The organism is Streptomyces sp. NPDC059861 (genome assembly GCF_042731435.1).
Lineage (GTDB): Bacteria > Actinomycetota > Actinomycetes > Streptomycetales > Streptomycetaceae > Streptomyces.
On sequence record NZ_JBHWJQ010000022.1, the window covers coordinates 1 to 26233 of the forward strand.

The window sequence follows — 26233 nt, forward strand, 5'->3', positions numbered from 1 at the left end:
CAAGGGCAGCAAGCATGAAACCCATCCCTGCCCCACCCGCGCTGTCCCAGAGTCGCGAACTCCAGGGACGCACTCAAGAAGGTAGGGCGGCATGAGCAGCACCACGGCCGGAGGCCGGATGACCTCGCTGGCCCGGGCGGAGTTGACGTTGCTGGGGCGCAGCCGTGCCACGCTCGTCACGGCGGTGGCCGTACCGCTGCTGCTGCCGCTCAGCGTGCGCGCCGCCATCGACGAGATGGACCTCGCGGACGCCGGACTCACGGTCGGCACGGTGCTGCTGCCCGCCGCCGTCGGCTTCTCCCTGCTCTTCGCCGTCTACTCGGCCCTGACCAGCGCCTATGTCGTGCGCCGGGAGGAGCTCGTCCTGAAGCGGCTGCGCACCGGTGAGCTGCGGGACAAGGAGATCCTGCTCGCCACCGCGTTGCCGGCGTCGGCGATCGGGCTGGCCCAGTGTGTGCTGATGGCGGTCGGCGGCACGGTGCTGCTCGACCTCGGTGCGCCGCCCGCGCCCCATCTGGCGGTCGTGGGGGTGCTGATGGGGCTCGTGCTGTGCGGGGCACTGGCCGCGGTCACCGCCACCTTCACCAGGACCGCCGAGAGCGCACAGGTGACCAGCCTGCCCCTGCTGTTCGTGTCCATGCTCGGCTCGGGCGTGACCGTCCCTCTCGAAGTGCTGCCCGACCGGGTCGCCTCGGTGTGCGAGCTGCTGCCGCTGACGCCGGTCATCACGCTGGTGCGCGGCGCGTGGACCGGGGATCTGCCGGCCTACGAGGCGCTGGGGGCCCTGGCCGTCGCGCTGGCCTGGACCTGCCTCGCCGTGTTTGCTGTACAGCGGTGGTTCCGGTGGGAGCCGCGGCGCTGACGGACGGGAGTGGCGGTCGGATGTCCAGGCCGGGGAGATGGTGGCGGAGCAAGAGCACACCGGCGAAGGTGGAGACGTACACGCGGTGGTCGTTCCACTTCTTCCCGGTGGTCGAGGTCGGGCTGTGCGGACTGCCGCTCTTCGGCGGGGTGGGGCTGCCGCTCGCGGGCTGGCTGTTCCTGCTGATCTGCGGGCACGCGGCGCTCTGCTCACTGGTCAGTGTCTGGGCGCTGGACTGGGTGCGCGGCCTGCGTCCCCAGCCCCTGCGGATGATGGGGGCGCTGGGCGTGTTCACCGCGGCCTCCGTCGTCCTCGTGCTCGTGGTCCTCGACCGCCGGCCGGCCGACGACGACACCGCCACCGCGCTCGGCACTCTGACCGCCGCCCTGCTGTCGTTCGGCGTGGGCGCACTGGCCCTCGGTGTCCGCGACCGGCGCCGGGTGGTGGGCCTGGTGCTCGGCTTCTCGGCAGGGACCGCTTCGACGGCCGTCGCGCTGGGCAGTCCGGTCTCCCAGGCGCTTGTCACGGCGTTGGCGGCGCTGTTCGCGACCGGCTTCCTCGCGTTCACGTCCGTCTTCTCCGTCTGGCTGCTCAACGGCGTCTACGAACTCGACGCCGCTCGCGAGACCCGGGCCCGGCTCGCCGTCGCGGAGGAACGGCTGCGGTTCGGGCGGGACATGCACGACGTGGTGGGGCGCAACCTCGCCGTGATCGCGCTGAAGAGCGAGCTGGCGGTGCAGCTGGCGCGGCGCGGGCGGCCCGAGGCCGTGGAGCAGATGATCGAGGTGCAGCGGATCGCGCAGGATTCGCAGCGCGAGGTGCGGGAGGTCGTGCGGGGCTACCGGGAGGCCGACCTCGGGGTCGAACTCGCCGGCGCGCAGGGCGTGCTGACGGCTGCCGGGATCGCCTGCGAGGTGTCCGGGGAGGACACGGCGGCGGAACTGCCGGCCGAGGTGCAGTCGGCGCTGGGGTGGGTGGTACGGGAAGCGACCACCAATGTGCTGCGGCACGGGAATGCCGAACGATGTGTGGTGGGACTGCGGATGCTCAAGGGGCGGGTGGTACTGACCGTGGAGAACGACGGAGTGACGGCTGTCGCGGCCACGAGCGGTGGCTCGGGTCTGGCCGGGCTGCGGGAGCGGCTGGCCGCGGTCGACGGGATGTTGGAGGCCGGGCCCGCGGGGCGGGGGCTGTTCCGGCTGGTGGCAGAGGTGCCGTTGACGCCGGCCGTGCGGGTGGCGTCGTGACCGTACGCGTGCTGCTCGCCGACGACGAGCATCTGATCCGGGGTGCGCTGGCCGCCCTGCTGTCTCTGGAGGACGACCTCCTGGTGGTCGCCGAGGCGGCGAGCGGCCCGGAGGCGCTGGCGATGGCACGGGCGCACGAACCCGATGTGGCCGTGCTGGATCTCCAGATGCCGGGCGCCGACGGTGTGAAGGTCGCCACATCGCTGCGGACCGAACTGCCCGGCTGCCGGACGCTGATCGTCACCAGCCACGGCCGGCCGGGCCATCTGAAGCGGGCGCTGGCGGCAGGCGTGCGGGGGTTCGTGCCGAAGACGGTCAGCGCGCAGCGGCTCGCGGAGATCATCCGTACCGTCCACGCCGGGAACCGTTACGTCGACCCCGAGTTGGCCGCGGACGCCATCTCCGCCGGGGACTCGCCGCTCACCGCGCGGGAGGCCGAGGTACTGGAGCTGGCCGCCGACGGGGCGCCGGTCGCGGAGATCGCCGAGCGGGCGGCGCTGTCCCAGGGCACCGTGCGGAACTATCTGTCGTCGGCCGTGTCCAAACTCGGTGTGGAGAACCGGCATGCGGCTGTGCGTCTCGCCCGCGAGCGAGGTTGGGTATAGTTGCTGACGCGCCACGGCGCACTGCGGACGTAGCTCAGTTGGTAGAGCGCAACCTTGCCAAGGTTGAGGTCGCGAGTTCGAACCTCGTCGTCCGCTCTGAGAAAAGCCCCCCGGTCTTCGACCGGGGGGCTTTTTCGTTCCGCTACGACCAGCTGAGGCCCGTCAGACGCTCGTACGCCTCCACGTACTTGGCGCGGGTCGCCTCGACGACGTGCTGCGGCAGTGGCGGCGGGGCCTGCTCGCTCCCGCGGTCCCAGCCGGACTCGGGCGAGGTCAGCCAGTCACGGACGTACTGCTTGTCGTACGACGGCTGCGTGCGGCCCGGCTCCCACTGCTCGGCCGGCCAGAAGCGGGAGGAGTCGGGGGTGAGGACCTCGTCGGCGAGGACGAGGTCGTCACCCTCGAAGCCGAACTCGAACTTCGTGTCCGCGAGGATGATCCCCCGGTCGCGGGCGATGTCGCGGGCGCGCGAATAGACGGCGAGGGTGGCCTGACGGAGCTGGGCGGCGGTCTCGGCGCCGACCTGACGGGCGACCTCCTCGTAGGAGACGTTCTCGTCGTGCTCGCCGACCTCCGCCTTGGTGGCCGGGGTGAAGATCGGGGCGGGGAGTTCGGAGCCGTCGACGAGGCCTTCGGGGAGGGCGAGGCCGCAGACCGTACGGGTCTCCCGGTACTCGGCGAGGCCGGAGCCGGTGAGGTAGCCGCGGGCCACGCACTCCACCGGGACCATCCGCAGCGACTTGCAGACCAGGGTGCGGCCCGCCCAGTCGGCGGGGGCGTCCGCTGGGAGTTCGGTGCTCAGGACGTGGCTGGGGAGCAGGTCGGCGAGCTGGTCGAACCACCACAGCGACAGCTGGGTGAGGACGCGGCCCTTGTCGGGGATCTCGGTCGGCAGCACCCAGTCGTAGGCCGAGATGCGGTCGCTGGCGACCATCACGAGGTCGCCCGCCTCGTTCCGGTACAGCTCGCGCACCTTGCCGGTGTGCAGATGCACCAGGCCCGGAACCTCGGTCGGCTCGGGCTTTTCGACGAATCCGGACACGGTTCCTCCCCGTGGTCTGTCCAAGTGGGTCGATTCTCCCGTATGCCGGGATGGGTGCGGACAGCGGGTCATGAGGGCCGGTGGTCGGTCCGGTCAGGCGTCCGGGCCGATCAGTCGCGTTTGCAGATGCGGTCGAGGAGATTGGCGGTGGCGCGCTGGATGCGTGGGTCCACATGGCCGGGGCGGTCCAGGGCCGGGGACCAGGCGAACGTTCCTGCGGCGAAGACCAGGGCGCCGGAGGGGGCCCGGTAGAGGGACGTCTCCTGGTGGCGCAGGACGCCCTCGCTGTCGGTGTACGGCGAGTGGGCGAGCAGGATGCGCTCGTCGTGGTCGGGCAGCGGGGTGCGCGGGAAGTAGCGGTCGGCCTCACCGGCCACCAGGCCGTCGATCTCGTCGCCCTCGTGCGCGCCGGTCGCCTCCCACAGCCAGTGACCGGCGTTGCGGACGACCAGCGGATGCGGGTCGGGGACCCGGCCCGCGTACTGGATGCCGATCAGCTGCTGCTCCGGGCGGTCGATCTCCCGCCACAGCGACGCCCTGCCCGGACCCTTGCGTTTGCGGCAGGTCAGGAGGCGGTCCGGGGTGCCGGAGGGGGACGGGCCCAACTCCACCTGCCAGTACATGGAGTTGGAGGAGAGGAAGACGAGGGAGGTGCCCTGGTCGCGGGCCAGCTCCGCCGTGCGGCGCATGTTGGTCGACCAGTACTCGTCGTGGCCCGGGAAGACCAGGCCCCGGTAGCGGGTGGGGTCGATGCGGCCGGCGTGCAGGTCGCGGGCGTCGGCGTAGGCGAGGTCGTAGCCGTAGCGCTCGGCCCAGCGGATGAAGTCGTAGGCGTGGCCCACGTGCAGGGGCAGGCCCGCGCCGGCGTACGGCCGGTCGAAGGAGACTGTCGTCGCGGCGTCGGCCTCGCCGAGCAGCCGGCCGTTCTCGTCCCAGGCGTGGTAGAGGCTCGCGCCGGTGCGGCCGTCCTCGGGATAGAGGTTGTACGCCTGCCAGGTGACGTCCGGGAGCAGCAGCAGCAGGTCGGCCGGGTGGTCGTCGCGGACCGTGAAGGGCACGTGGGAGCGGTAGCCGTCGGCGGTGGTCAGGACGGCGACATACGCGCCGACGCTCCAGTGCGACGGGATCTGCAACCGCCAGGACAGCCACCAGTGATGGCAGGAGACCGTGCGGTCGGCGGTGAGCGGCGGGGGCTGGACGATGCCGGAGAGGCGGGGGCTGGTGGTGATCTTGGCTGCGCCGTCGCCGCCGTAGTGGCCGATGCGGTAGACGTCGACGGCGAATTCCTGGGGCGGGTCGACGGTGACATGGAGGTCGACGGCCTCGCCGGGGGCGACCGCGCCGGTGGAGACGAAGCCCTTGATCTGGCGGCGCACGTCGTCGGCGGCGCGGGGGCCGCCGGCGCGCGGGGCGGGGACACGGGGAGCCGTGGTGCCCGGGGCCTGCTGGGCGCCGGGGGCCGGGTCCACGTACCAGGGGACCACCTGGCCGGTGTCGTCGAAGTACGTCTCGCTGCCGCGCAGCCAGGGAAGCGGGCCCTGGCCGAAAGGATCCGTCACGGCGTGTGCCAGTGCTCCCGACTCCCAGCGTCGAATCTGCTCCGACCCCATGGTCGTTCCCCTCCCTCGGCGCCGTTCGTTCTGGTGGTGCGGTCGCTCTCGGCGGCGGTGAGTGTGCTGTGGCGTGGCGCGGTGCGATGTTCTCTGTTTTTGCCCGCTTCGCGCTGGTTTGGCGCGCCCTGCTGTCGCGTTTGTACGACTGTCTTATGTCGAGTGCGATTGCCATGTGCGCGTTCATTACCCAGCACATCACATTACGCACGGACTCCGTCACTGTTCGTTTCGAATTGACCGAAAGCGGAAGCAGGGACTCCGCAGAGGCGGGGCCGGAAGGGGTGAGGCGGTAGTGGTGGTCGGTGGCGCCCGGCTCAGACGAGTCGTACGGGCTTCTCCGCGCGTATCCCGACCTCGGCCAGCCAGGCTCTGAGCGGTGCCGGGTCACCGTCCTCTATGAGGCTCAGGACCCGGGGGGTCAGGTCGGCGGCGCGCTCGCCCTTGACCAGGAGGGACGGGCCGTCGAGCCAGTCCAGGCCGGGGGTCGCGCCGGCGGTGTCCATCGCGGCGCAGCAGACCATCGCCGTGACGTGGTCGGCGAGCAGTTCGCGCGGGGTGCGAGGGGGTTGGAGCGGGAAGAGGGGGAGGGCGCCGTCGTCCCACAGGGCGTCCGGGGTGGGGACGGGCGCGGTCGTGCGGGGCGGGGTGCCGGTCGCCTCCTCCCGGGCGAGCTCCGCGCTGAGGCCTGCGGCGAGGGCGGCGCTGCGGGGGTCGCTGGGTGGCGGGTCCTCCGGGTCCTCGAAGTTTCCGAAGGGTTCGTGGTCTTCGAGATCGCCCAAGCCCTCCGGTTCCTCCAGGTCCGTGAGGTCCGTGAGGTTCTTGAGATCCGTGAGGTGTGTGAGGTCCTTGAGGTCCTCCGGGTCTGTGGACGTGTCCGAGGTCCGGCCCGGGTCCGGGTATGTATCCGGGACTGCGTCCAGGTCCGGGGCTGGGGCCGGGTCTGTCACGGCGTCCCGAGGCGGGTCCGGGTCCGGGACCGCGTCGAGGTCCAGGCCCGCGTCCAGGTCCAGGTCTGTCACGGCGTCCACAGCCGGGTCCGGGTCCGGGACCGCGTCCAGGTCCAGGGCCGCGTCCAGGTCCGGGTTTCGGGCCGGGTCTGTTGCGGCGTCCGAAGCCGGGGCCGGGACCGCGTCGAGGTCCAGGGCCGCGTCCAGGTCCGGGGCCGGGGTCGGGTCTGTCACGGCGTCCACAGCCGGGTCCGGGTCCGGGATCGCGTCCAGGTCCAGGGGCGGGGCCGGGTCGGTGGTGGAAGCCGTGTCCGTGTGACGGGTGTCGGGGTCCATGGGCCCGGCGCTGTGGGCGTCGTGGTCCGGGATCGAGGGTGGGTCCGTCAGGTGGTTCAGGACTCGGGCCAGGGTCGGGCCGTGGTCGGTGTCGCGGGTGGTGCGGCGTACGCCGAGGGTGTCCAGGACGCGGTGGAGGCGGGCGGCGTCTGTGCGCCACTTGCGGTCGACGACCTCGTCCGGATACTCCTGCCAGGCCACCGGCGACCAGTCGGGGCCGGACTCCGCCGGGCCGCCGTGGAAGAGGCGGGCCGCGAGCAGCGAGGTTGCCTCGTCCACCAGGCCGGGCTCTTCGAGGAGGTCGCAGGCGGGGCGCTCACCGAGGCGCGAGGCGAAGCCCTCGGCCAGGCGGTCCCGCCGGGACAGCTCGGTGAGGGCGGCGACGACGCCCGCGTCCAGCCGGGACGGCCAGCGGCCCATCCGCCAGGCGGGCAGCGCGACCCGGGTGAGCAGGCGGTCCCAGCCGGCGTACGCCAGCCCGACCTGTTCCTGCGCGACGATCCGCAGCCCGTAATCCACAGCCTGTGCACGCTCGGCCGCCGCCGCGGCGACCCCGCGCTCCATCTCGGCCGCGTGCTCCCGGCAGCTCCGCAACAGCAGACGGGCCAGCCGCCCGGCGGCCGCGTACACCGTGCGGATCACGGGGCGGCGGCCCGGTGCCGAGGCCACGGCGACCGCCGCGTCCAGGGCCCGCACGAAGCGCCGGGCGGCGGCTATGTCGGGGTGCGCCGAGGGACCCGTACCGGCGACGACCGGGGCGAGGACCGCGCGGAGTTCGCCGACGCGCATCCACCACAGGAAGGGGGAGCCGATGACGAGGACGGGACTGGCCGTCGTACGGCGATGGCCGTTCCGACGCACGGGGCCCGCCATCTCGTCGCGGCCGTCCGGCTCGGCCGGTGGGCCGTGGGCCGGATGAGTGCGGTCCTCCAGCCAGCTGTCGCAGTCCGGGGTCAGCGCTATGGCGGAGGGCACGGGGACGTCGAGGCGGTCGGCGAGGTCGCGCACCAGCCGGTAGAGATCGGGGGCCGCCCGCTCGGCGACCTGGACCGTAGGGCTCATGGCGGGGCGGGCGCGGGCGAGGAGCAGCGCGAAGCCGCTGGCGGAGAGCAGCACGAGGAGCGCGACCGCGCTCACCGCCCAGCGGGCGCCGTCCCACCCCGCGCCGACGAGATGGCCGGTGGAACCGCCCGCCAGCAGGACCACGGCCAGAGCCGCGGGCAGCACCGCGACGGCCAGTGCCCGGCTGCGGACCCGCAGCACGGCCAGCGCACGGTGGCGCGCGCTCTGTGTTCCTGTCTCCACACCGATGCCGGTCACGTCCGGACCTCACCCCCTTCCCGTCCTGGCATTGCTGGCAGTCCTGGCGTTGCTCACTCCCCCACTGTGGCACCCACCACTGACATCGCAATGCCGGTGGGCCAAGTGCCGGAACGCTTGCGCCGCACCCTAGTTGGGGCCCCGGCCCCCGTCAGCCGGATAGGACATCGGTCACTCGATGGAATGGCTTTGGGGAAAGGTGGATGACGCAGGGCAAGGATCAGGCCCCGGATCCAAGAGGAATCCGGGGCCTGCGGAGTACCTGGTCAGGCGGCTGATGTCGGGATCGGGACGGGGTCCGGGCTAGGCGCCCGCCGCCGCCTTCGCCGCGATGTCCGTCCGGTGCTGGGAGCCGTCCAGGTGGACGCGGGTGACGGCGCGGTACGCCCGTTCGCGGGCCTCGGTCAGATCGCCGCCCGTCGCGGTGACGGACAGGACCCGGCCGCCCGCGCTGACGACGGAGTCGCCGTCCCGCTTGGTGCCCGCGTGCAGGACGAACGCGTGCGGGGCGTCCTGCTCGGCCACCGCGTCCAGGCCGGTGATCGGGTCGCCCGTCCGGGGGGTGCCCGGGTAGTTGTGCGAGGCGATGACCACGGTGACGGCGGCGTCGTCGCTCCAGCGCAGCGGTTCGAGGCTCGCGAGGTTGCCGGTGGCGGCGGCCATCAGGATGCCGGCCAGGGGGGTCTTCAGGCGGGCCAGGACCACCTGGGTCTCCGGGTCGCCGAACCGGGCGTTGAACTCGATGACCCGCACACCCCGGCCGGTGATCGCCAGTCCGGCGTAGAGAAGGCCGGAGAAGGGGGTGCCGCGGCGGCGCATCTCGTCGACGGTCGGCTGGAGGACGCTCTCCAGGACGTCGTCCACGAGCTTCGGGTCGGCCCAGGGCAGCGGGGAGTACGCGCCCATGCCGCCGGTGTTCGGGCCCTCGTCGTCGTCGAGCGCGCGCTTGAAGTCCTGGGCCGGCTGCAGCGGGAGGACCGTCTCGCCGTCGGTCACGGCGAAGAGGGAGACCTCGGGGCCGTCCAGGTACTCCTCGATGACGACACGGTCGCAGGCCGCGGCGTGCGCCTTCGCGGCATCGAGGTCGGCGGTGACGACGACACCCTTGCCGGCGGCGAGGCCGTCGTCCTTGACGACGTAGGGCGGGCCGAAGGCGTCGAGTGCCGTGTCGACCTCCGCCTCCGTCGTGCAGACGTACGAGCGGGCGGTCGGGACGCCGGCCCCGGCCATGACGTCCTTGGCGAAGGCCTTGGAGCCCTCCAGGCGCGCGGCCTCCCGGGAGGGGCCGAACACGGCGATGCCCGCCTCACGCACGGCGTCCGCGACCCCCGCGACCAGCGGGGCCTCCGGGCCCACGACCACGAGGTCGGCGCCGAGCCGCACGGCAAGGGCGGACACGGCCGCGCCGTCCAGGGCGTCGACGGGGTGCAGCTCGGCCACCTCGGCGATGCCGGCGTTGCCGGGGGCGCAGTGCAGCGCGGTGACGGCGGGGTCGAGGGACAGGGAGCGGCACAGGGCGTGTTCGCGGGCGCCGGTACCGATGACGAGGACCTTCACGGGGTCAGCCTAACGGGAGCGGGTCGGGCGGGTTTGTGGGGGATGCCGAAGGAGGGCGGGGTGAGCAGTTGTGGGTTTCTCCGAAAGACCCCCTCGGGGCGAGGGGTCCCGCCGGGAGATGCGCGCCAGGGGGTGGCGGCACGCGCCTCAGTCGTTCGAGAACTCGTCCATCACCGTCGCCCCCAGCTCCCGCACGATCAGCTCCTGGCCGGAGAGGGCCGACTCGTCGAGGTCGGGGTCGTCGTCCTCGGGGATGTCGTCCTCGATCGAGATCGGAGGCGGCTCCGGCGCGGAGGGCCGCGCGGGAGTATGGGTGGGCGCCGCTGCCGGGGCGGACGACGCGCCGGCCTGGGCGGGTGCGGCCGAGGCGGGCCGCGTCGACGCCGGGCGCTGGGCGGTCGTGGTGCCGCCGCCGGTGCCTCCCGGCGTGGCACCGCCGTAGCCGCCGCTCGTGGCGCCGCCACCGCCGTAGCTCGCGGCTCCGCCACCGCCGCCCGAGCCACCGGCTGCCCCGCCGCCGTAACCGCCCCCGCCGCCGCTGCCCGGCGACGGCGGCGGCGCGCCACCGCCCGAGGGGTCGACGAGGGCCTCGATCTTCCAGTGGACGTTGAACTGCTCCGCCAGCGCCTGCCGCAGCACGTCCTCGCTGCCGCTGCTCGTGAAGTTGTCGCGGGCGCCGACGTTGACGAAGCCCAATTGGAGGGTGGTGCCGTCGAAGCCGACGATCTGGGCGTTCTGGCTGAGCAGGATCCAGGTGAAGCGGCGACGGTTCTTCACCGCTTCGAGGATGTTCGGCCAGAGCGTGCGGGGGTCGGGGCCGCCGCTCGGGGGCGGGGAGGCGGGCGGGGCCGAGGCGGGCGTGGATGTGGGCGCAGGTGCCTGTGCGGCAGGGGCGGGTGCCGTCGAGGGGCGGTCACCGCCACCAGGGGGTGCGGCGGTGGGCCAGCCGCCGGGTCGCCGGCCGGCGGGCCCGGAACCGGCCGGGGCCGCGGTGGGCCAGGCGCCGGGGGCGGCAGCGGCCGGAGCGGGGGCCTGTCCCGGCGCTTCCGTCGGCGCGGGAACCGCGGGCGGCTGCTGGGCGGGCCCGCCCGCACCGGGGGTCGCGGCAGGCCGTACGTCGCCTCGCTGGTCGCCGGGCCCGGCCTGTCCCCCAGGCACGGCACCCCCCGCCGCTTCCGGGGCCGGGGTGCGCACCGCTGCCCGGGCCGCCGCGACGCCGCCGCCCGGCGGTACGGCCGCGGCCGTGCTCGCGGGAGCCGCCCCGTGGGCCTCGGGTCCGGGGACGTACCCCATGGCGGGCGCCGCGGCTCCCGCGGAGAAGTTCACGCCCCGCTCCAGGCGGTCGAGGCGGGCCATCGTGGACCGCTCGTCGCCGTAGGCGGCGGGCAGCAGCACGCGCGCGCAGATCAGCTCCAGCTGGAGGCGCGGGGAGGTGGCGCCACGCATCTCGGTGAGGCCCTCGTTGACGAGGTCGGCGGCGCGGCTGAGTTCGGCGGGGCCGAAGATCCCGGCCTGGGCCTGCATCCGCTCCAGCACGTCGGCGGGGGCGTCGATGAGCCCCTTGTCCAAGGCGTCCGGAACCGCCGCGATGATCACGAGGTCCCGCAGCCGCTCCAGCAGGTCCGCGACGAAGCGCCTCGGGTCGTTGCCGCCCTCGATCACGCGGTCCACGACCTCGAAGGCCGCCGCGCCGTCCCCTGTGGCGAACGCCTCGACGACCGAATCGAGCAGCGACCCGTCCGTGTAGCCGAGCAGGGACGTGGCCATGGCGTACGTCACACCGTCCGCCCCGGCGCCCGCGAGCAGTTGGTCCATGACGGACATGGAGTCACGCACGGATCCGGCGCCGGCCCGCACGACGAGCGGCAGGACACCGTCCGCGACCGGGATGTCCTCCTTCTGGCACACCTCGCCGAGATAGTCCCGCAGGGTCCCGGGCGGCACCAGCCGGAACGGGTAGTGATGCGTGCGCGAGCGGATCGTCCCGATGACCTTCTCGGGCTCGGTGGTGGCGAAGATGAACTTCAGATGCTCCGGGGGCTCCTCGACGACCTTGAGGAGCGCGTTGAAACCGGCCGACGTGACCATGTGGGCCTCATCGATGATGTAGATCTTGTACCGGCTGCCCGCGGGCCCGAAGAAGGCCTTCTCCCGCAGCTCACGGGCGTCGTCCACACCACCGTGCGAAGCGGCGTCGATCTCGATGACGTCGATCGAACCGGGGCCGTTGCGCGCGAGGTCCTGGCACGACTGGCACTCCCCGCAGGGGGTCGGCGTCGGGCCCTGCTCGCAGTTCAGGCAGCGGGCCAGGATCCGGGCGCTGGTCGTCTTGCCGCATCCCCGCGGACCGCTGAACAGGTACGCGTGATTGACCCGGTTGTTGCGCAGCGCCTGCTGCAGCGGGTCGGTTACATGCTCCTGCCCGATGACCTCGGCGAACGACTCCGGGCGATAGCGGCGGTACAGCGCGAGAGACGACACGCATACGAGGTTATAGGCGCCCACCGACAACGGGATCCGCCCGGCGATCCTGGGGATCTCCGGCCTCCCGCCGCCCCCGGACACGCGAACGCCCCCCACGCACCCGCCAGAGCCAACCTACCCTTGCTGCCTTCCGGCCCTGGGGGAGTTCAGTCAGATAGCGCCGCGTGAGGGGCTTCGCACAGCCTACCCGATGCTGAGGTGCGGGAACGAGTTCGCGAGCACTCCCCTCGGTCATGTAATGTTTCCGGCGGAGGATTCGCCTAGAGGCCTAGGGCGCACGCTTGGAAAGCGTGTTGGGGGCAACCCCTCACGAGTTCGAATCTCGTATCCTCCGCCAGCCCAGAGGGCCGGACCGTGAAGGTCCGGCCCTCTGGCGTTCCCCAGGGGGACGCGCGTAGGCGCATACTGGGGGCAATGACAAAGCCCGATGCACCGAAGCGTCATTTGCCTACCAGCCCCTTCAAGGCCCCGGTCACTCGCACTCCCGAGCACTTCGCCGTGGGCGACCAGGTCACACACGACATGTACGGCCTCGGCCGCGTGATCGGCATCGAGGACGGAATCGCGGCACTCGTCGATTTCGGCTCGGCGCAGATGCGCATCCTGAGCCCGTACAGCAAGATGACCAAGCTGTAGGACCGCTGTGCCCGGTCACGGCACACCGGGGCCCGTCCGGGACCCGTAACGAAGGAGAGACCTCTCATCGATTCGACTTCGCTGTTCTCCGCCGTGGAAGGGCAACCCCGCGGCGGAGCCGCGGCATCGCCGCCTCCGACGACGAACCCCTTCCAGGCCCCGGACTTCGGGGACGACGAGAACTTCCTGCCCGAAGGTGACGGTGACCTCGGCAGCCGGCCGTGGGCCGTCTCAGGCACCGCTTAGGAGCCGGTCGGCAGATCGAGGCGGCCGGGTCCTCCGCCAGGTCGCCATGTCGTCGTCGGTCGGCGCCTCGGCCCCGTCGGCGGCGGTGCGGAGGGCGGCGAACAGTTCCTCGGGGCGTTCCGTCTTGAGGAGGTGGCCGGTGGCACCGGCCTCGATGGCTGGTCATGGGGGACGTGCGGAGTGCCGCCCTCGGCGGTGAGGTGGCAGGCGGCGTCCACTCCCGTCAGCGCCTTCAGCAGGCGCCGCACCTGTAGGACATCCCCGGCACGCTGTTCCTCGCGGGCGGCGCCCCCGTCGCCGTCAGGGCGCTCCCGTCGCGGGCATCGGTGTCGCGGGTGCGCCCTCCGGCGACCTGGACGAGACGCGCAGGCGGGTGTCACGGCTCCCGGCCGCTGACGCCGGCCCGAGCGGCAGCGCCGCCGGCCCCGACGCGCCATGCCACCGCCCAACCGGCGAGTCACACACCGCGCAGCCCCCGTCACGAGCCTCCCGGCTGGCACCGCGGGCACCACACGGTGGTCCGGCCCGCCAGTCGGGAGCGGCGCAGGGGGGTGCCGCAGCGGGGACAGTGCGGGTCGGGGTCGTTGCGGTGGCCGGTGAGCCAGGAGTCGCGGGGCGGGACGCGGCCCGCGCCGATCGCCGAACGCAGGGTGGCACGCATCCGGGTGTACAGGCGCCGCCGGTCGGCCTCGGTGAGGTCGCTCGCCCGGGCGGCCGGTCGCAGCCCCGCGCGCCACAGGATCTCGTCCGCGAGCAGATTGCCGAGCCCTGCCACGACGGACTGGTCGGTGAGCGCGCTCTTGAGGGCGCCGCGGCGGGCGGAGAGCGCGGCCCCGAACTCCTCGCGGCCCACCGCCATCGCGTCGGGGCCCTGCCCGTCGAGCAGCCGGGCGACCCCGGCGTCGTCGGCCAGCCAGAGGCCCTGGAGCTTGCGCTGGTCGCGGAAGCGGAGCTGACGGTCCCTGCTCACGGTGAAGAGGACGCGGTCGTGGGGTTCGGCGGCGTGGTCGGGACGCTCGCAGACCAGACTGCCGGTCATGCCGAAGTGCAGCATGAGGGTGTGACCGCCGCCGGTGCGGGCGAGCAGCCACTTGCCGTGGCGTTCGGCCTTGCCGAACCGCCGGCCCTCCAGCGCCTCGCGCAGCCGCCGCGCGCTCACGCCGTGCAGGACGCCCGTGTCCCGGACCTCGACGCGCCGCACCACCCTGCCCGACGCGCAGGACTCGAACACTTTCCGGAAGGCCTCGACGTCCGGCAGTTCGGGCATGGCTCAGCTCCGTCGTGGCCCGCGCTCGATGCGGGGGCACGCATGGCAGGCCGGCACGCACGCCCGTCCCATCTGAACCGTTGCCGGCGCGGGCGGGCACCGCGGCACGCTGGTCCCCCCTCCCGCCCGTCCGAACGGCGGTGGCGGCTGCGGACCAGTGCCGTCACTCCCGTGTCATCGACCCGTGCCCGCGAGCAGGCGGCGCGTCGTCGTCACACCCCACTCGTCCAGTGACAGCAGGCGGTCGCTGGAGGCCATCAGGCCGTCGGTGGCCTCCACGTGGGCCGCCCAGCGCTCGCGGGTCTCGACGGCCGGACGGGCCATCAGGCAGTCCGGGTCGTTGATCCACAGGCGGCGGTGCTGCCACTGGCGTCCGGCGCCGGTGAACTCGGCGGGGTCCTGCCCGGGCTGGCTGTAGTCGCCGGCCTCGGGGCGGCGGTGAGGTCCCGTGTCGGGGCTGACCCGCATCGCGTCGAACAGGCCGATCGACGGCAGCATCGGCGCGCCGCAGCCCAGCAGATAGGCGTCCGCGCCGATCGCCTCGCGGATCAGCTCGACGCCGGAGCGGTAGGCCGTCAGCGCGTCCACGTCCGCGTGCCGCACGCCGTCCAGCGCCCCCGCGTAGAGGAAGTCGGCCTTGAAGTAGTCGTAGCCCTCGTCGCTCAGGGTGCGGAAGACCTCCGTCAGGTACGCCGCCGCCTCGGGGTGCGTGCTGTCCAGGACGTGCAGGTCGTGGCCCCAGTTGCGGCCGGCGTGCAAGGGGGCGCCGTCCTCGGACCGTACGAGCCAGGCCGGGTGCTCGGCGGCCAGGGCGCTCGCCGGGTCCACCAGGAACGGGGCCGTCCAGATGCCGGCGCGGCGGCCCTTGGCGCGGATCGCGGCCGCCATGCCCTCGCGGGAGCGGAAGCGGCCCGAGAGGGTGAGCCAGTCGCCGAGTGCGCTCTGGTAGCCGTCGTCGATCTGAACGACGTCGACGGGCAGGTCGAGGGTGTCCATCGCGCGGAGGTTCTCGTGGATGTCGTCCTCGGTGACGGCGGTGAAGTACTCGTACCAGGAGCACCACACGGTGGGGGCGGGGCGCGGGACGGCGAGGCCGAGGGCCGCGGCCCAGTCCGCCAGCACCGACTGGATGTGCGTGCCGGTCCACTCCTTCACCCGGCCGTCCGCGCTCACCTCCGCCGTGCCGTCCGTCACCGTCAGCCGGATCGAGGGGACTTCGCGGGCCGGGTCGGTCGCCGCCCACAGGCGGACGGGGGTGCCGTCGCCCGGGTCGAGGGCGAGCAGGCCCTCGCCCTGGAAGGTCCCCGCGGGCGCGGTGACGCCGGGCCGGTAGCAGACGGTCGCCCAGTTGGCGTTGGTCGGGCGGTACGGCCGACCGGTGAGGGGATAGGCCCCGCTGGGGCTCCAGGACTGCCAGCCCTCCTCGTGGACGCGGGCTCTGGAGACGTCCACGGGCACGGAGGCCAGCGGCGTGAAGGAGTGGGACACGGTGGTTCTCTCTCGAAAAGGCGGACGTCAGCCCTTGTTGGCGCCGAGCGTGAGGCCGCTGACGAACTGCCGCTGGAGCAGGAAGTAGACGATCAGTGTCGGGATGGCGGTGAGCAGGGCGCCTGCGGCGACCAGGTTGGGGTCGGTGAAGAACTGGCCGGAGAGGTTGTTCAGCGCCGAGGTGATCGGCATGTTCTCGCCGGTGGAGATCAGGACCAGGGCCCAGAAGAAGTCGTTGTAGATCCAGATGGACAGCAGGGTCGCGAGGGCCGCCATCGCCGGGCGGCACAGCGGCAGGGTGATCTGCCAGTACAGGCGCCACACCGACGCGCCGTCGACCAGCGCGGCCTCGGTCAGTTCGTGCGGGAGCGAGCGCATGTAGTTGCTCAGCACGAACGCGCAGAAGCCGGACTGGAACGCCACATGGATGAGGACCAGGCCGAGGGCGGAGTCGTACAGCTTGCCGCTCATGGTGACGCCGGGCAGGTCCACCAGGAGGTAGAGGCGGTACAGCGGGGTGATGATCACCTGCTGGGGCAGCAGGTTGCCGGCTGTGAAGACCAGCAGCAGGGCGAGGTTGACCCGGAAGTCGAAGCGGCTGACGTAGAAGGCCACCATCGACGACAGGAACAGGGTGACCAGCACGGCCGGGACGGCGATCACCAGCGTGTTCACGAAGTAGTGCGTCATGTCCGACTGCGTGAACGCGTTCGTGAAGTTGTCGAGGCTCAGCGTGTCCGGAAGGGACACGTATCCCTTCTCGCTGGTCTCGGCGTACGGGCGCAGGGCCGCGTAGACCGCCCAGAGCAGCGGGGCCAGCCAGGCCAGCGCCATGGTGCCGAGGACGAGGTGCAGCAGGACGCGGCCGGGGCGGATCGGGGCGCGGTTCTTCGGGACGACTGTGGTGGCGCTCATGCCCGCCGCTCCTTCCGGAAGGTGCTGACCAGGTACGGGATGATCACGACGAGCGAGATCAGCAGCAGGACGACCGCGATCGCCGATCCGTATCCGATACGGCTGGACTCACCGATGATGTTGCTGGTCACCAGGATGGACAGTAGCTCGGTGCCCTCGGCGCCGCCGTTGAAGACGTAGACGAGGTCGAAGGCGCGCAGCGCCTCGATGATGGTGACGACGAGGACGATCGTGTTGGTCGGGCGCAGCGCCGGGAAGACGACGTTCCGGAAGGTCTGCCACTCGCCCGCCCCGTCGATCGCGGAGGCCTCGCGCAGCGTCGGGTCCACGCCCTTCAAGCCGGCCAGGTAGAGGATCATCATGTAGCCGGTGTGCCGCCAGGACGCGGCGACCAGGACCGCCCAGAGGTTGAGGTCCGGGTCGCCGATCCAGTCGATGTACTTGCCGGGCTCGTTGGCCCCGATGACGCTGTTGATCAGGCCGGTGTCGGGGTTGTAGACGAGCTGCCAGACGAAGCCGATGACGGCCATGGACAGCACCACCGGCAGGAAGAACGCCGTCTGGTAGACGCGGCTGAACCGGATCCGCTTGTCCAGCTGCACGGCCAGGAACAGGCCGAGCGGCGTCGGGATCACGATCAGCACCACGAACCAGACGACGTTGTGCTGGACGGCCGGCCAGAACTGCGGGTTCTGCTCGAACAGCTCCTTGAAGTTCTGCAGCCCGACCCAGTGGATCGAGTCGAAACCGATGCCGTCCCAGGTGGTGAAGGCGAGCGCGATCGAGGCGAGCGCGGTCATCCACACCAGGGCGATGTGCAGGACCGTCGGCAGGGTCGCCATCAGGCCCAGCGTGAGCCGGTCGCGGCGGGTGAGCAGGCGGCGGTGGCCGGTGGGCACCTTCCGCCGCTCGACCGGGGCGGCGCCCGGAGGCGGCGCGTCGGCCGCCTCCGGGTTCTCCTTGGTGAGTTCCGTGGTCATGAGGACGCGAAGATCGTCTTCTTCTGGCGCTCGATGGACGAGAGCAGGCCGTCGACGCCCTTGGGGTCGCGGATGAACTTCTGCAGCGCGGGCTGCATCACCGTGGAGGTGAAGTCCGGTCGGCTGTCGCGGTCCATGAACTGCGTCAGGTTCTTCGCGGCGCCGATCATCTCGTACGCCTTCTTCTGGAGCGGGGTGTACGAGGAGGTGTCGGCCTTCGTCGAGGCGGCGACGACGCTCGGGTCCGACTTGAGGTAGATCTCCTCGGCGGCCGGGCTGCCCAGGTACTCCATGAGCTCGACGGAACCCGCCTTGTTCTTCGGGCTCCTGCTCATCATGAAGCCGTCGGTCGGCGCCTCGACGGTCTCCTGGCCGTAGGCCGGGTCGATCTCCGGGAAGGCGAAGAAGTCGAGGTCCGCGAGGTCGGCCTCGTTCGTGAACTGCTGGGCGACGAAGGTGCCCAGGAGGTACATGCCGGCCTTCTTCGACACCAGCGTCTGGGCGGCGTCCTGCCAGGTGCGCCCGATGGCGCCTTCCTGGTGGTAGGGGAGGATCTCGGCCCACAGGTCGAAGGTGGCGCGGACCTTGGCGTCGGTCCAGGAGGCCTTGCCCGCCATCAGGTCGACGTGGAAGTCGTAGCCGTTCTTGCGGAAGTTGATCTGGTCGAAGGTGCCGAGGGCGGGCCAGGCGTCCTTGTCCCCGAAGGCGATCGGGACGAGGCCGTCCTTCTGCATCCGCTTGCACAGCGCGATGAAGTCGTCCCAGGTGGTGGGGACTTCGTAACCCTTCTCCGCGAAGACGCTCTTCCGGTAGAAGATCGCCCAGGGGTACGTGTAGAGCGGCACGAGGTAGTACTTGCCGTCCTCGCCCTTGCTGAGCGCCTTCATCGCGTCGGGGAAGTTGCCGCCGATCTTCTGCCACACGTCGTCGATCGGGGTGGCGAGGCCCTTGGCCGCGAAGAACTGCATCCGGTAGCCGGCGAACCAGGTGAACACGTCGTCGGGCGTGCCCTGGAGATAGGAGTTGATCTGCTCCTGGAAGGTGTTGGAGTCCTTGGTGTTCACGTCGACGGTGAGCCCGGACTGCTTCCGGAAGGCCGCGTAGACGTCCGCGTACGCCTTCTTCGGCACCGGGTCGGAGGCCTTCGAACCCAGCGTGACCGTCTTGGGGTCGGCGGCCGCACCGCTGCCGCCGCAGGCGCTCAGCAGGGGTATGCCGGCGCCGAGAGCGGCCGCGCCGCCCACGCCGCGCAGAAGGGTGCGGCGGCTCGGGCCGGGGAGGGTGAGACCGGAAGGGGTTCTGCGCATGACGGCTCCTGGGGACAGGGGTCCGGTCCGAAAATTGGTCGAAACCAATCAGAAACCAACCTGACCGAACACGAAGGTGGCGTAATAACAGCCGCATGTCCGGGCATACGTCAAGGGATGACGTCGTAGTTTGTGGAAACGTGACCGTGACGTCGAGGGTCAACAGCCCGGCCTGCCAGGGGTTTTCACAGAAACCAACACGACCGGCCGCTCAACGGCCCTGGAAGTGAAAGGCGGCCGGCCCGAGGAAGAGCTGCCCGGAAGCGCGAAAGACCCGGGGCCGGTTGGAGGCCGGCCCCGGGTCGTGCGGTCACGTGGGTGGTGTCAGGTCGCCCGCCAGTACCCCAGCGCGTGCATCCGCTCCTTCGGGACCGACAGGTCCTTGCGGACGTACGACGCCAGGGTGCGGGTCGTCGCGGCGTCGCAGGCGATCCAGACGTACGGGTCCGCGGTGGCCGCCAGGAGCGCCGGCAGCGTGGCCCGCACGTCGTCGACCAGGCCCGGGCGGGGCAACTGGCGTATCTCGTGCCGGTCGGTGTCCGCGCGGCACGGCAGGCCGTCCAGCTCACCCTCGAACCAGATCGTCGCCGGTGCCGAACCGAGCGCGTCGAGGAGGGAGTTGAGCGCGGGCAGCGAGGCGGGGTCGCCCATCGCGAAGACGTGCGAGGGCTCGGGCCGGGGATGCTGGAAGCCCGTGCCCTGGACCGTCGCCTCGATGGTGTCGCCTTCCTTCGCCGCCCGCGCCCAGTCACTGGCGCACCCCTCGTGGAGCGCGAACTCAAGGCTGAAGGTGCTCGTCCCGGGGTCCGCGTCGACCAGCGTGTACGCCCGCTGGTGCGACTTGCCCGCGTTGTCGAACCACAGCCGGACCCACATCGTGGGGTGAACGCCGTTGGCCGTGAGCAGGCCTCCGTCGGTGAAGTGCACCCGCCGGTACTCCGGCGTGACGTCCTCGGCGCCGGTGACGGTGAGGACGAAGTCCTTCGCGCCCATCAGCTTCAGGACCGCGCCCTGCCAACCGTGCCCCTGCCCCATGGCGCTCCTTCACATTTCGCGTACCATTCCGCCACGACTTACTTAGGGAAGCCTAACCTAAAGGGCTGAAGGAATGACAGGGTGATGTCCAGGTGACCATCGAGATCTACCGCGACGCCTGGGGCATCCCCCACCTGCGCGCCACCGACGCCCGCGAACTCGCCCGTGCCCAGGGCCGGGTCACGGCCCACGACCGCGCCTGGCAGCTCGAGGTCGAACGCCACCGCGCCCAGGGCACCTCCGCCTCCTTCCTCGGTACGGCCGCCGTGCCCTGGGACGTGCTCGCGAGACGGGCGCGCCTGACGGACACGGCGGAACGTTCCTTCAACGCCCTGGACCCCGACACGGCCGACTGGGTCCGGGCCTACGTCGACGGCGTCAACGAGGGCCTCGCGCAGGGCGCGAGCCGTACTCCCGAGTTCGCCGACGCGGGCCTCGCCCCCGGCCGCTGGGAGCCGTGGACCCCGCTCGCTGTCTGGATCGCCACGCACATCCTCTTCGCGGGCTTCCCGGCGAAGCTCTGGCGCGAGGAGGTGATCCGGCATCTGGGACCGGAGGCGGTTGCGCTGTTCGCCACGGACGGCCCCGGCACCTCCGGCAGCAACGGCTGGCTGGCCGCCGGGGAGCGGACCGTCACCGGGCACGCGGTGATCGCCGGAGATCCGCACCGCTTCATCGAGGAGCCCGGCGTGTACCAGCAGATACGCCTGAGCTGCCCCGAGTTCGACGTCGTCGGCCTCGCCGTGCCCGGAGTCCCCGGCACGGCCCACTTCGGCCACACCGGCACGGTCGCCTGGGCCATCACCAACGCCATGGCCGACTACCAGGACCTCTACCGGGAGCGGCTGCGCCGGACGGGCGCCGGCGTGGAGGCCCTCGGCCCGGACGGCCGATGGGAACGCGCCTGCCGGAGGACCGAGTTCGTCGAGGTGCGCGGTGCGGAGCCGGTGCCGGTCGAGGTCATCGAGACCGAACGGGGACCGGTGATCGCCGGCGGGCCCGAGGGCCTGGACGACGGCACGCTCCTCCCGGACGACCCCGAGCCCCCGCTCGCCCTCAGCCTCCGCCACCCGCCCCGCGTCCTCGCCGACGCCGGCTTCGCCACCCTGCTCCCGCTGCTGCGGGCCCGCACGGTCGCCGACGTCGATCGCGCCTTCGACACCTGGGTGGAGCCGGTCAACGTCGTGCAGGCCGCCGACACCGAGGGCGGCACCCTGCACCGGGTCGCGGGCCGGGTGCCGGTGCGGGCCGAGGCCAACAGGGTCCGGACCGTGCCCGCCTGGGAGCCCGGCCACGAGTGGCGCGGCTGGCACGGCACACCCCGCGCGGGCCTGACCGACGGCATCGCGGTGATGGCCAACCAGCGCGGCCCGTCCGCCCCGCTCGGCGTCGAGTTCGCCCCGCCGCACCGCGTCGCCCGGATCACCGCGCTGCTGAACGAGAAGCGGAAGTGGTCGGCGGCCGACATGTCCGCCATCCACATGGACACCCACCTCGCCTCCGCCGCGCCCCTCCTCTCCCTCCTCGCCGCCCTCGACGGCCTCGCCCCCGAGGCCGCCGCCCTGCGCGAGCGGCTGCTGCGCTGGGACCGCCGCATGGACGCCACGAGCGAACCGGCCGCCGCCTACGCGGCCGTCCGCAGCGCCGTCGTCCGCCGCCTGGTCGCCCACCCGGCGTTCGCCGCGCTGACCGAGCCGCCCGCCTACCCGGAGGTCCTCCTCCCCTGGCTGGGGCTCACCGGACGGACCGCGTTCGCCCTGGAGAACCTGCTGACGGCCCAGGAGCTGTACGGCATCGACCGCCCGGCGATCGTCCGGGCGGCCCTGGAGGAGGTCGCGGCGCAGGCCGCGGCCGCGCCGGCCGGCCGCACATGGGGCGACACCCACCGCCTCGCCCCCTGGCGGGCGTTGCCCGGCACGCCCTGCTCCACCGACACGTACGCCGAGCCGGCCCTGTCCGGCGACCACGACTGCGTGCTGTGCACCTCCGCCGTCCCCGGCCTCACCGACCTCGCCGCGCGCGGCCCGGCCGCCCGCTACGTCTGGGACCTGGCCCGGCGCGAGGACAGCCTGTGGGTGGTGCCGCTGGGCGCGTCCGGCGTGCCCGGCTCGGCGCACCACCGCGACCAACTCCCCCTGTGGACCAGGGGAGACCTCGTCCCGGTCGTCACCGACTGGGCCCGCCTCACCAAGGAGACCGACGATGACTGACCCGTACGCCGACCGCGCCGCCGTCCACGAAGAGGTGGTCGACGGCTTCGGCACCGTACGCGTGCTGCCCCTCGACGCGAAGGGCGACGCCGAGGTGGTCCACGGCTGGGTGAGCCAGGAACGCGCCGTCTTCTGGGGCATGAACGGACTCACCCAGGACGAGGTGGCCGGCATCTACGCCCACATGGACACCCTCGACACCCATCACGCGTACCTGCTGGTGAAGGACGGCGAACCGGTCGCCCTGTTCCAGACCTACGAGCCGCAGGCGGACCGGGTCGGCGAGTGCTACGACGTCCGGCCCGGCGACATCGGCGTCCATCTGCTCCTCGCGCCCGCCGGAGCCGGGGGATCCCGCCTCGGCTGGACGGCGTCGTTGATGGGTGCCGCGGCCGCGTACGTGTGGCTCGTCCTGGGCCGCCGGCGCGTCGTGGTCGACCCGGACGTGCGCAACGAGAAGGCGATCGAGCGCTTCCTGAGACTGGGGTTCGTGGCCGGTCCGAAGGTCGTACTGCCGGAGGTGAATCTGCCCGACGTGCACCTGCCGGAGAAGCACGCTCAACTGGCGTTCCTGCTCCGGCCGGTAGCCTGCCCGGCGTGACTCCAGAAGAGCTTGTCGCGCACTACGCCATGGAGCCGATCCCGCGCGAGGGCGGCCTGTTCCGGCAGACCTGGGCCGGACCGGACCGCCCCGACGGGCGCCCGGAGGGCACCGCCATCGTCGCCCTGCTCCGGCGGGACGACTACTCCGCCCTGCACCGCCTGCCCACCGACGAGGTCTGGCACTTCTACCTCGGCGACCCGCTGGAGCTGCTGCTCCTCGCCCCCGACGGCACCTCCCGCACGGCCGTCCTCGGACCGGACGTGCTCGGCGGCCAACACCCGCAGTTCACCGTGGAGGCCGGCACCTGGATGGGCGGGCGGGTCGCCGAGGGCGGCTCCTGGACGTTCTTCGGCTGCACGATGGCGCCCGGTTTCACCCACGAGGGGTACGAGCACGGCGACGCCGCCGAGCTGACCGCCCGCCACCCTGACGCGGCCGACCGGATCGTGGAACTGTGCCGGCCATGAGGCTGCTGGAGGGCCAGGTCGCCCTCGTCACGGGCGCGGGCGGCGGCATCGGGCGGGGCATCGCCCTGCGGTTCGCGGAGCAGGGCGCCGCGGTCGCCGTGCACTGCCGTACGTCGGTGGAGCCGGCGCGTGAGGTGGCGTCGCTGGTGGAGGACCTGGGCGGCCGGGCCGTCGTGCTCCAGGCCGATCTCGCCGACGAGGACGAGTGCCGGCGGGTGGTGCGCGAGGCCGCCGCATGGGGTGCCGGGCGGCTGACCGCACTGGTCAACAACGCCGCCGTGCAACCCGTGCAGGAGCTCGCCGGGATGACCGCCACCGACTGGCGGACGGTCGTGGACACCAACCTGACCAGCGTTTTCGCGTGCACTCAGGCGGCCGTCGAGGTCATGCGGGAGCGCGGCGAAGGGGGTTCGGTGACGCACATCGCCTCCATCGAGGCGAGCGCACCGGCACCGGCACACGCGCACTATTGCGCCTCCAAGGCGGCGGTCGTGATGCATGCCCGCTCGACGGCGCTGGAGTACGGGAGCCACGGCATCCGCGTGAACACCGTCTCCCCCGGCCTGATCGACCGGGAAGGGCTGGCGCAGGCCTGGCCGGAGGGCGTGGAGCGCTGGCAGCGCGCGGTGCCGCTCGGCCGGCTGGGGCGGGCGGAGGACATCGGGGACGCGTGCGTGTTCCTGGCCTCGCCCCTGGCGTCCTGGGTGACGGGGCACGACCTGGTGGTGGACGGCGGGATCACGGCACGGCCCACGTGGTGAGGGCGCGGGGCGGCGTGGTGAGGTGCGGGCCTGCGCAGGTCCGCGCTTGACGGAACTGCGGGGGCCAAAGGTGAGCGCGGTGTCCTTACGGCTCCCGGCTGAGCACATCGGCTCCCGTATCCGTATGTCCTCCGGATGAGCACATCGGGCCCCGCGTCCGTACGTATCCCGGAAGCAGATCCGACGACGGAGAAGCGATGGGGATGCGCGACGGCGGAGCACGGCATGGCTGCGACGACGGCAGCGACGGCAGCGACGGCAGCGACGGCGAGGCTTTCCCACCAGCCGGGCTCCTCCGGCGACTTCGGCGGCCGCTGCTGCTGGTCGCCGTGCCGGCCCTGCTCCTCCTCGGCGGCGCGGCCCCCGCGTCCGCGCACGCCGCCCTCGGCCGCACCGACCCCGGCGACGGAGCCGTCCTCGACTCGGCCCCCCGCCACCTCACCCTGACCTTCACCGAGTCCGTCGGGCTCCTCGACGACTCGGTCCGGGTGATCGACCCGGAGAACCGCCCGGTCGACACGGGCGGCGCCGCGCACCCCGGCGACCGTGCCGACACCGTCCGGGTCGGCCTCCCGACCGGCCTGGCGGACGGCACGTACACCGTGGCCTGGCGGGTCGTCTCGGCGGACAGCCATCCGGTCTCGGGCGCGTTCATCTTCTCGGTCGGTGAGCCGTCGGCGACGACCGCCGCGGTGACCGGTCCGACAGAGGACCCGGCGACCGCCTCGCTCTACAACATCGCCCGCTACGCCGCGTACGGAGGCCTGGCGCTCCTCATCGGCGTCGCGGTGTTCACGTCCGCCGTCCTCGGCGGCCCCAGCGCCGCCCTGCGCCGGTTCCTCCCCACCGCCTGGCTCACCCTCGCGATCTCCACGGCCGCCCTGCTGCTCCTTCGCGGCCCCTACGAACGCGGCACGGGCCTGACAGACGCCCTCGACCCGGCCGTCCTCAGCGCCACCCTGACCACCCGAGCCGGCCTGGCGCTGCTGATCCGGCTGGCGCTGCTGGCGGCGGCCTTCGTCCTGGTACGCCACCCGGCCCGCCGTACCGCCCACCCCGCACCCGGCATCGCGCTCTGCCTCGCGCTGGCCCTCACCTGGGCCGCCGTCGAACACGCCTCCGCCGGCATCCAGGTGCCGGTGGCCATGACGTCGTCCGTGCTGCACCTGCTGGGCATGGCGGTCTGGCTGGGCGGTCTGACGGCCCTGCTCACCGTCCTCTACCGCGCCCCGCACGACCTCACGTCCGCCGCCGTCACCCGGTTCTCCCGGCTGGCCTTCGCCTCGGTGGCCGTCCTCACCGCCACCGGCGTCTACCAGTCCTGGCGGGGCCTGGGCTCCTGGGACGCCCTCACGGGCACGACGTACGGCCGCATCCTGCTCGCCAAGGTGGCCGCGGTGGCCCTGCTGCTGGCGGCGGCGGGCTTCTCCCGCCGGTGGACACGGCGCTGGGCGGAGCTGGAACCGGCGCGGGCGGAGGCCGAGGCGCGGGTGCTGGAGACGGTGGGCGCAGGTGCGGCTGCGAGCGAGTCGGCCGCGAGTCCGGCTGCCGCGGGTCAGGCTGGCGGGGCGGTGGGCGGGGGTGCGGTTGCGAGCCAGGCCGGCGCGGGCCAGGCGGGCGGGGCGGTGGGCGCGGCGGTGGGAGACCCCGCCGGGTCCGCGCACGCCGACGCCACCGCGCGCGCCGACGCCGCCGCGCGGGACGAGCACCCCACCGGCCAGGACCGGGACCCGGTCCCCGCGCCGACCGCGGGGCACTACCACCACCGTCGGGCCCTGCGCCGCTCCGTGCTCGCCGAGTTCGTGACGGGCGTGCTGGTCCTGGTGATCACCACGTTGCTCACCATCACCCTGCCCGGCCGGGCCGCCACGGAGTCGGCCGCGGCACGGACGGAGGCCGCCGAAGCCGGCCGGCCCACGGCCTCCAGCAGCATGGTGCCCTTCGACGTGGGCACCCCGAACGGCCACGGCAAGGTGCAGCTCGACCTCGCCCCGGGCCGGGTGGGTCAGAACCAGGTGCAGGCCGTCGTCTTCGGCCCCGACGGCGGCATCGTCACCGTCCCCGAGGTGCGCCTCACCTTCACCCTGCGCGCGCAGGACGTCGGCCCGATCGACGCCGAGCTGGAGAACCGGGGCGGCTACTGGGGCACGGACAAGCTCCGGCTCCCGCTGCCCGGCGTCTGGACCATGAAGATCACCGTCCGTACGACCGACATCGACCAGGTCACGGTGGAGAAGAACGTCCGCGTCGGCTGACGCCGGAAGCAGCACGAAGGGCCCGGTCCATCGGACCGGGCCCTTCGGC

Annotated in this window: 20 protein-coding genes, 2 tRNA genes, 1 other RNA gene and 1 pseudogene; 11 read left to right on the plus strand and 13 right to left on the minus strand. The window is 72.6% G+C overall.

Features of this window, described 5'->3' with window-relative positions:
• Positions 1-91 precede the first annotated feature (91 nt).
• From ACFV6X_RS20185 to ACFV6X_RS20200, 4 genes are all read left to right on the plus strand, one after another.
• Positions 92-862, plus strand: a complete 771-nt coding sequence (locus ACFV6X_RS20185; protein ID WP_385385359.1) for an ABC transporter permease — start codon at positions 92-94, stop codon at positions 860-862.
• Positions 863-882: 20 nt separating this feature from the next.
• Positions 883-2109 (plus strand): sensor histidine kinase, encoded by a 1227-nt coding sequence (locus ACFV6X_RS20190; RefSeq protein WP_385385361.1) that lies wholly within the window; start codon positions 883-885, stop codon positions 2107-2109.
• Complete coding sequence (locus tag ACFV6X_RS20195) at positions 2106-2714, plus strand: response regulator (RefSeq protein WP_385385363.1); 609 nt, start codon at positions 2106-2108, stop codon at positions 2712-2714. The genes ACFV6X_RS20190 and ACFV6X_RS20195 overlap by 4 nt, the downstream gene beginning before the upstream one ends.
• Positions 2715-2737: 23 nt before the next feature.
• A tRNA-Gly gene (locus ACFV6X_RS20200) sits at positions 2738-2810 on the plus strand.
• A 46-nt stretch (positions 2811-2856) separates the two neighbouring features.
• Here the strand turns inward: ACFV6X_RS20200 and ACFV6X_RS20205 are convergent.
• The 6 genes from ACFV6X_RS20205 to ffs form a co-directional block, all read right to left on the minus strand.
• Positions 2857-3756 (minus strand): phosphoribosylaminoimidazolesuccinocarboxamide synthase, encoded by a 900-nt coding sequence (locus ACFV6X_RS20205; protein ID WP_385385365.1) that lies wholly within the window; start codon positions 3754-3756, stop codon positions 2857-2859.
• Between the two features lie 110 nt (positions 3757-3866).
• Positions 3867-5366, minus strand: coding sequence for a N,N-dimethylformamidase beta subunit family domain-containing protein (locus ACFV6X_RS20210; protein ID WP_385385367.1), 1500 nt, complete (start codon positions 5364-5366; stop codon positions 3867-3869).
• A 317-nt stretch (positions 5367-5683) separates the two neighbouring features.
• Positions 5684-7972 carry a hypothetical protein gene (locus ACFV6X_RS20215; protein WP_385385369.1) on the minus strand — a complete coding sequence of 763 codons (2289 nt, stop codon included), beginning with the start codon at positions 7970-7972 and terminating at the stop codon, positions 5684-5686.
• Between the two features lie 303 nt (positions 7973-8275).
• Positions 8276-9529, minus strand: coding sequence for a phosphoribosylamine--glycine ligase (gene purD, locus ACFV6X_RS20220; RefSeq protein WP_385385371.1), 1254 nt, complete (start codon positions 9527-9529; stop codon positions 8276-8278).
• Positions 9530-9676: 147 nt separating this feature from the next.
• Positions 9677-12010 (minus strand): DNA polymerase III subunit gamma and tau, encoded by a 2334-nt coding sequence (locus tag ACFV6X_RS20225; RefSeq protein ID WP_385385373.1) that lies wholly within the window; start codon positions 12008-12010, stop codon positions 9677-9679.
• 84 nt (positions 12011-12094) lie between these two features.
• An RNA gene (gene ffs / locus ACFV6X_RS20230) (signal recognition particle sRNA small type) lies at positions 12095-12189 on the minus strand.
• A 73-nt stretch (positions 12190-12262) separates the two neighbouring features.
• Here ffs and ACFV6X_RS20235 point away from each other — a divergent pair.
• Together ACFV6X_RS20235 and ACFV6X_RS20240 are read left to right on the plus strand one after the other, a co-directional pair.
• Positions 12263-12350 (plus strand) — tRNA-Ser (locus ACFV6X_RS20235).
• Between the two features lie 77 nt (positions 12351-12427).
• On the plus strand, positions 12428-12649 hold the full coding sequence (locus tag ACFV6X_RS20240) for a hypothetical protein (RefSeq protein ID WP_365450059.1): 222 nt from the start codon (positions 12428-12430) through the stop codon (positions 12647-12649).
• 318 nt (positions 12650-12967) lie between these two features.
• Here the strand turns inward: ACFV6X_RS20240 and ACFV6X_RS20245 are convergent.
• The 7 genes and pseudogenes from ACFV6X_RS20245 to ACFV6X_RS20275 all read right to left on the minus strand — a co-directional run.
• A pseudogene (locus ACFV6X_RS20245) lies at positions 12968-13054 on the minus strand (DNA-binding response regulator); the annotation flags it as partial.
• Positions 13055-13373: 319 nt separating this feature from the next.
• Positions 13374-14162, minus strand: a complete 789-nt coding sequence (locus tag ACFV6X_RS20250; protein WP_385385375.1) for an Fpg/Nei family DNA glycosylase — start codon at positions 14160-14162, stop codon at positions 13374-13376.
• 174 nt (positions 14163-14336) lie between these two features.
• Entirely contained in the window at positions 14337-15650 is a 1314-nt protein-coding gene (locus ACFV6X_RS20255; RefSeq protein WP_385385377.1) for a glycoside hydrolase family 36 protein, read from the minus strand.
• Positions 15651-15677: 27 nt separating this feature from the next.
• Positions 15678-16565 carry a carbohydrate ABC transporter permease gene (locus ACFV6X_RS20260; protein ID WP_385385379.1) on the minus strand — a complete coding sequence of 296 codons (888 nt, stop codon included), beginning with the start codon at positions 16563-16565 and terminating at the stop codon, positions 15678-15680.
• Positions 16562-17545, minus strand: a complete 984-nt coding sequence (locus ACFV6X_RS20265) for a carbohydrate ABC transporter permease (protein ID WP_385385380.1) — start codon at positions 17543-17545, stop codon at positions 16562-16564. Before ACFV6X_RS20265 ends, ACFV6X_RS20260 begins: the two co-directional genes overlap by 4 nt.
• On the minus strand, positions 17542-18852 hold the full coding sequence (locus ACFV6X_RS20270; RefSeq protein WP_385385382.1) for an ABC transporter substrate-binding protein: 1311 nt from the start codon (positions 18850-18852) through the stop codon (positions 17542-17544). Before ACFV6X_RS20270 ends, ACFV6X_RS20265 begins: the two co-directional genes overlap by 4 nt.
• 324 nt (positions 18853-19176) lie before the next feature.
• Positions 19177-19887 carry a siderophore-interacting protein gene (locus ACFV6X_RS20275; RefSeq protein WP_385385384.1) on the minus strand — a complete coding sequence of 237 codons (711 nt, stop codon included), beginning with the start codon at positions 19885-19887 and terminating at the stop codon, positions 19177-19179.
• Between the two features lie 92 nt (positions 19888-19979).
• Here ACFV6X_RS20275 and ACFV6X_RS20280 point away from each other — a divergent pair, with 92 nt between their 5' ends.
• From ACFV6X_RS20280 to ACFV6X_RS20300, 5 genes are all read left to right on the plus strand, one after another.
• Positions 19980-22097 (plus strand): penicillin acylase family protein, encoded by a 2118-nt coding sequence (locus tag ACFV6X_RS20280; protein ID WP_385385386.1) that lies wholly within the window; start codon positions 19980-19982, stop codon positions 22095-22097.
• The gene (locus tag ACFV6X_RS20285) at positions 22090-22698 is read left to right on the plus strand and encodes a GNAT family N-acetyltransferase (RefSeq protein ID WP_385385388.1); all 609 of its coding nucleotides are present in this window, start codon (positions 22090-22092) and stop codon (positions 22696-22698) included. The genes ACFV6X_RS20280 and ACFV6X_RS20285 overlap by 8 nt, the downstream gene beginning before the upstream one ends.
• The gene (locus ACFV6X_RS20290) at positions 22695-23168 is read left to right on the plus strand and encodes a cupin domain-containing protein (RefSeq protein ID WP_385385390.1); all 474 of its coding nucleotides are present in this window, start codon (positions 22695-22697) and stop codon (positions 23166-23168) included. The genes ACFV6X_RS20285 and ACFV6X_RS20290 overlap by 4 nt, the downstream gene beginning before the upstream one ends.
• A complete protein-coding gene (locus tag ACFV6X_RS20295) occupies positions 23165-23929 on the plus strand; it encodes an SDR family NAD(P)-dependent oxidoreductase (RefSeq protein WP_385385392.1) in 765 nt (254 codons plus the stop codon). Before ACFV6X_RS20290 ends, ACFV6X_RS20295 begins: the two co-directional genes overlap by 4 nt.
• Before the next feature lie 197 nt (positions 23930-24126).
• Positions 24127-26184, plus strand: a complete 2058-nt coding sequence (locus ACFV6X_RS20300) for a copper resistance CopC/CopD family protein (RefSeq protein ID WP_385385394.1) — start codon at positions 24127-24129, stop codon at positions 26182-26184.
• The last annotated feature ends 49 nt before the right edge of the window (positions 26185-26233 follow it).

Excerpts from the sequence above, each read along its gene's own strand:
- ACFV6X_RS20185 (WP_385385359.1), top strand. The coding sequence starts at position 92 with ATGAGCAGCACCACGGCCGGAGGCCGGATGACCTCGCTGGCCCGGGCG.
- ACFV6X_RS20190 (WP_385385361.1), top strand. The coding sequence starts at position 883 with ATGTCCAGGCCGGGGAGATGGTGGCGGAGCAAGAGCACACCGGCGAAG.
- ACFV6X_RS20210 (WP_385385367.1), bottom strand. The coding sequence starts at position 5,366 with ATGGGGTCGGAGCAGATTCGACGCTGGGAGTCGGGAGCACTGGCACAC.
- ACFV6X_RS20240 (WP_365450059.1), top strand. The coding sequence starts at position 12,428 with ATGACAAAGCCCGATGCACCGAAGCGTCATTTGCCTACCAGCCCCTTC.
- ACFV6X_RS20250 (WP_385385375.1), bottom strand. The coding sequence starts at position 14,162 with ATGCCCGAACTGCCGGACGTCGAGGCCTTCCGGAAAGTGTTCGAGTCC.
- ACFV6X_RS20260 (WP_385385379.1), bottom strand. The coding sequence starts at position 16,565 with ATGAGCGCCACCACAGTCGTCCCGAAGAACCGCGCCCCGATCCGCCCC.
- ACFV6X_RS20265 (WP_385385380.1), bottom strand. The coding sequence starts at position 17,545 with ATGACCACGGAACTCACCAAGGAGAACCCGGAGGCGGCCGACGCGCCG.
- ACFV6X_RS20270 (WP_385385382.1), bottom strand. The coding sequence starts at position 18,852 with ATGCGCAGAACCCCTTCCGGTCTCACCCTCCCCGGCCCGAGCCGCCGC.
- ACFV6X_RS20275 (WP_385385384.1), bottom strand. The coding sequence starts at position 19,887 with ATGGGGCAGGGGCACGGTTGGCAGGGCGCGGTCCTGAAGCTGATGGGC.
- ACFV6X_RS20285 (WP_385385388.1), top strand. The coding sequence starts at position 22,090 with ATGACTGACCCGTACGCCGACCGCGCCGCCGTCCACGAAGAGGTGGTC.
- ACFV6X_RS20295 (WP_385385392.1), top strand. The coding sequence starts at position 23,165 with ATGAGGCTGCTGGAGGGCCAGGTCGCCCTCGTCACGGGCGCGGGCGGC.
- ACFV6X_RS20300 (WP_385385394.1), top strand. The coding sequence starts at position 24,127 with ATGGGGATGCGCGACGGCGGAGCACGGCATGGCTGCGACGACGGCAGC.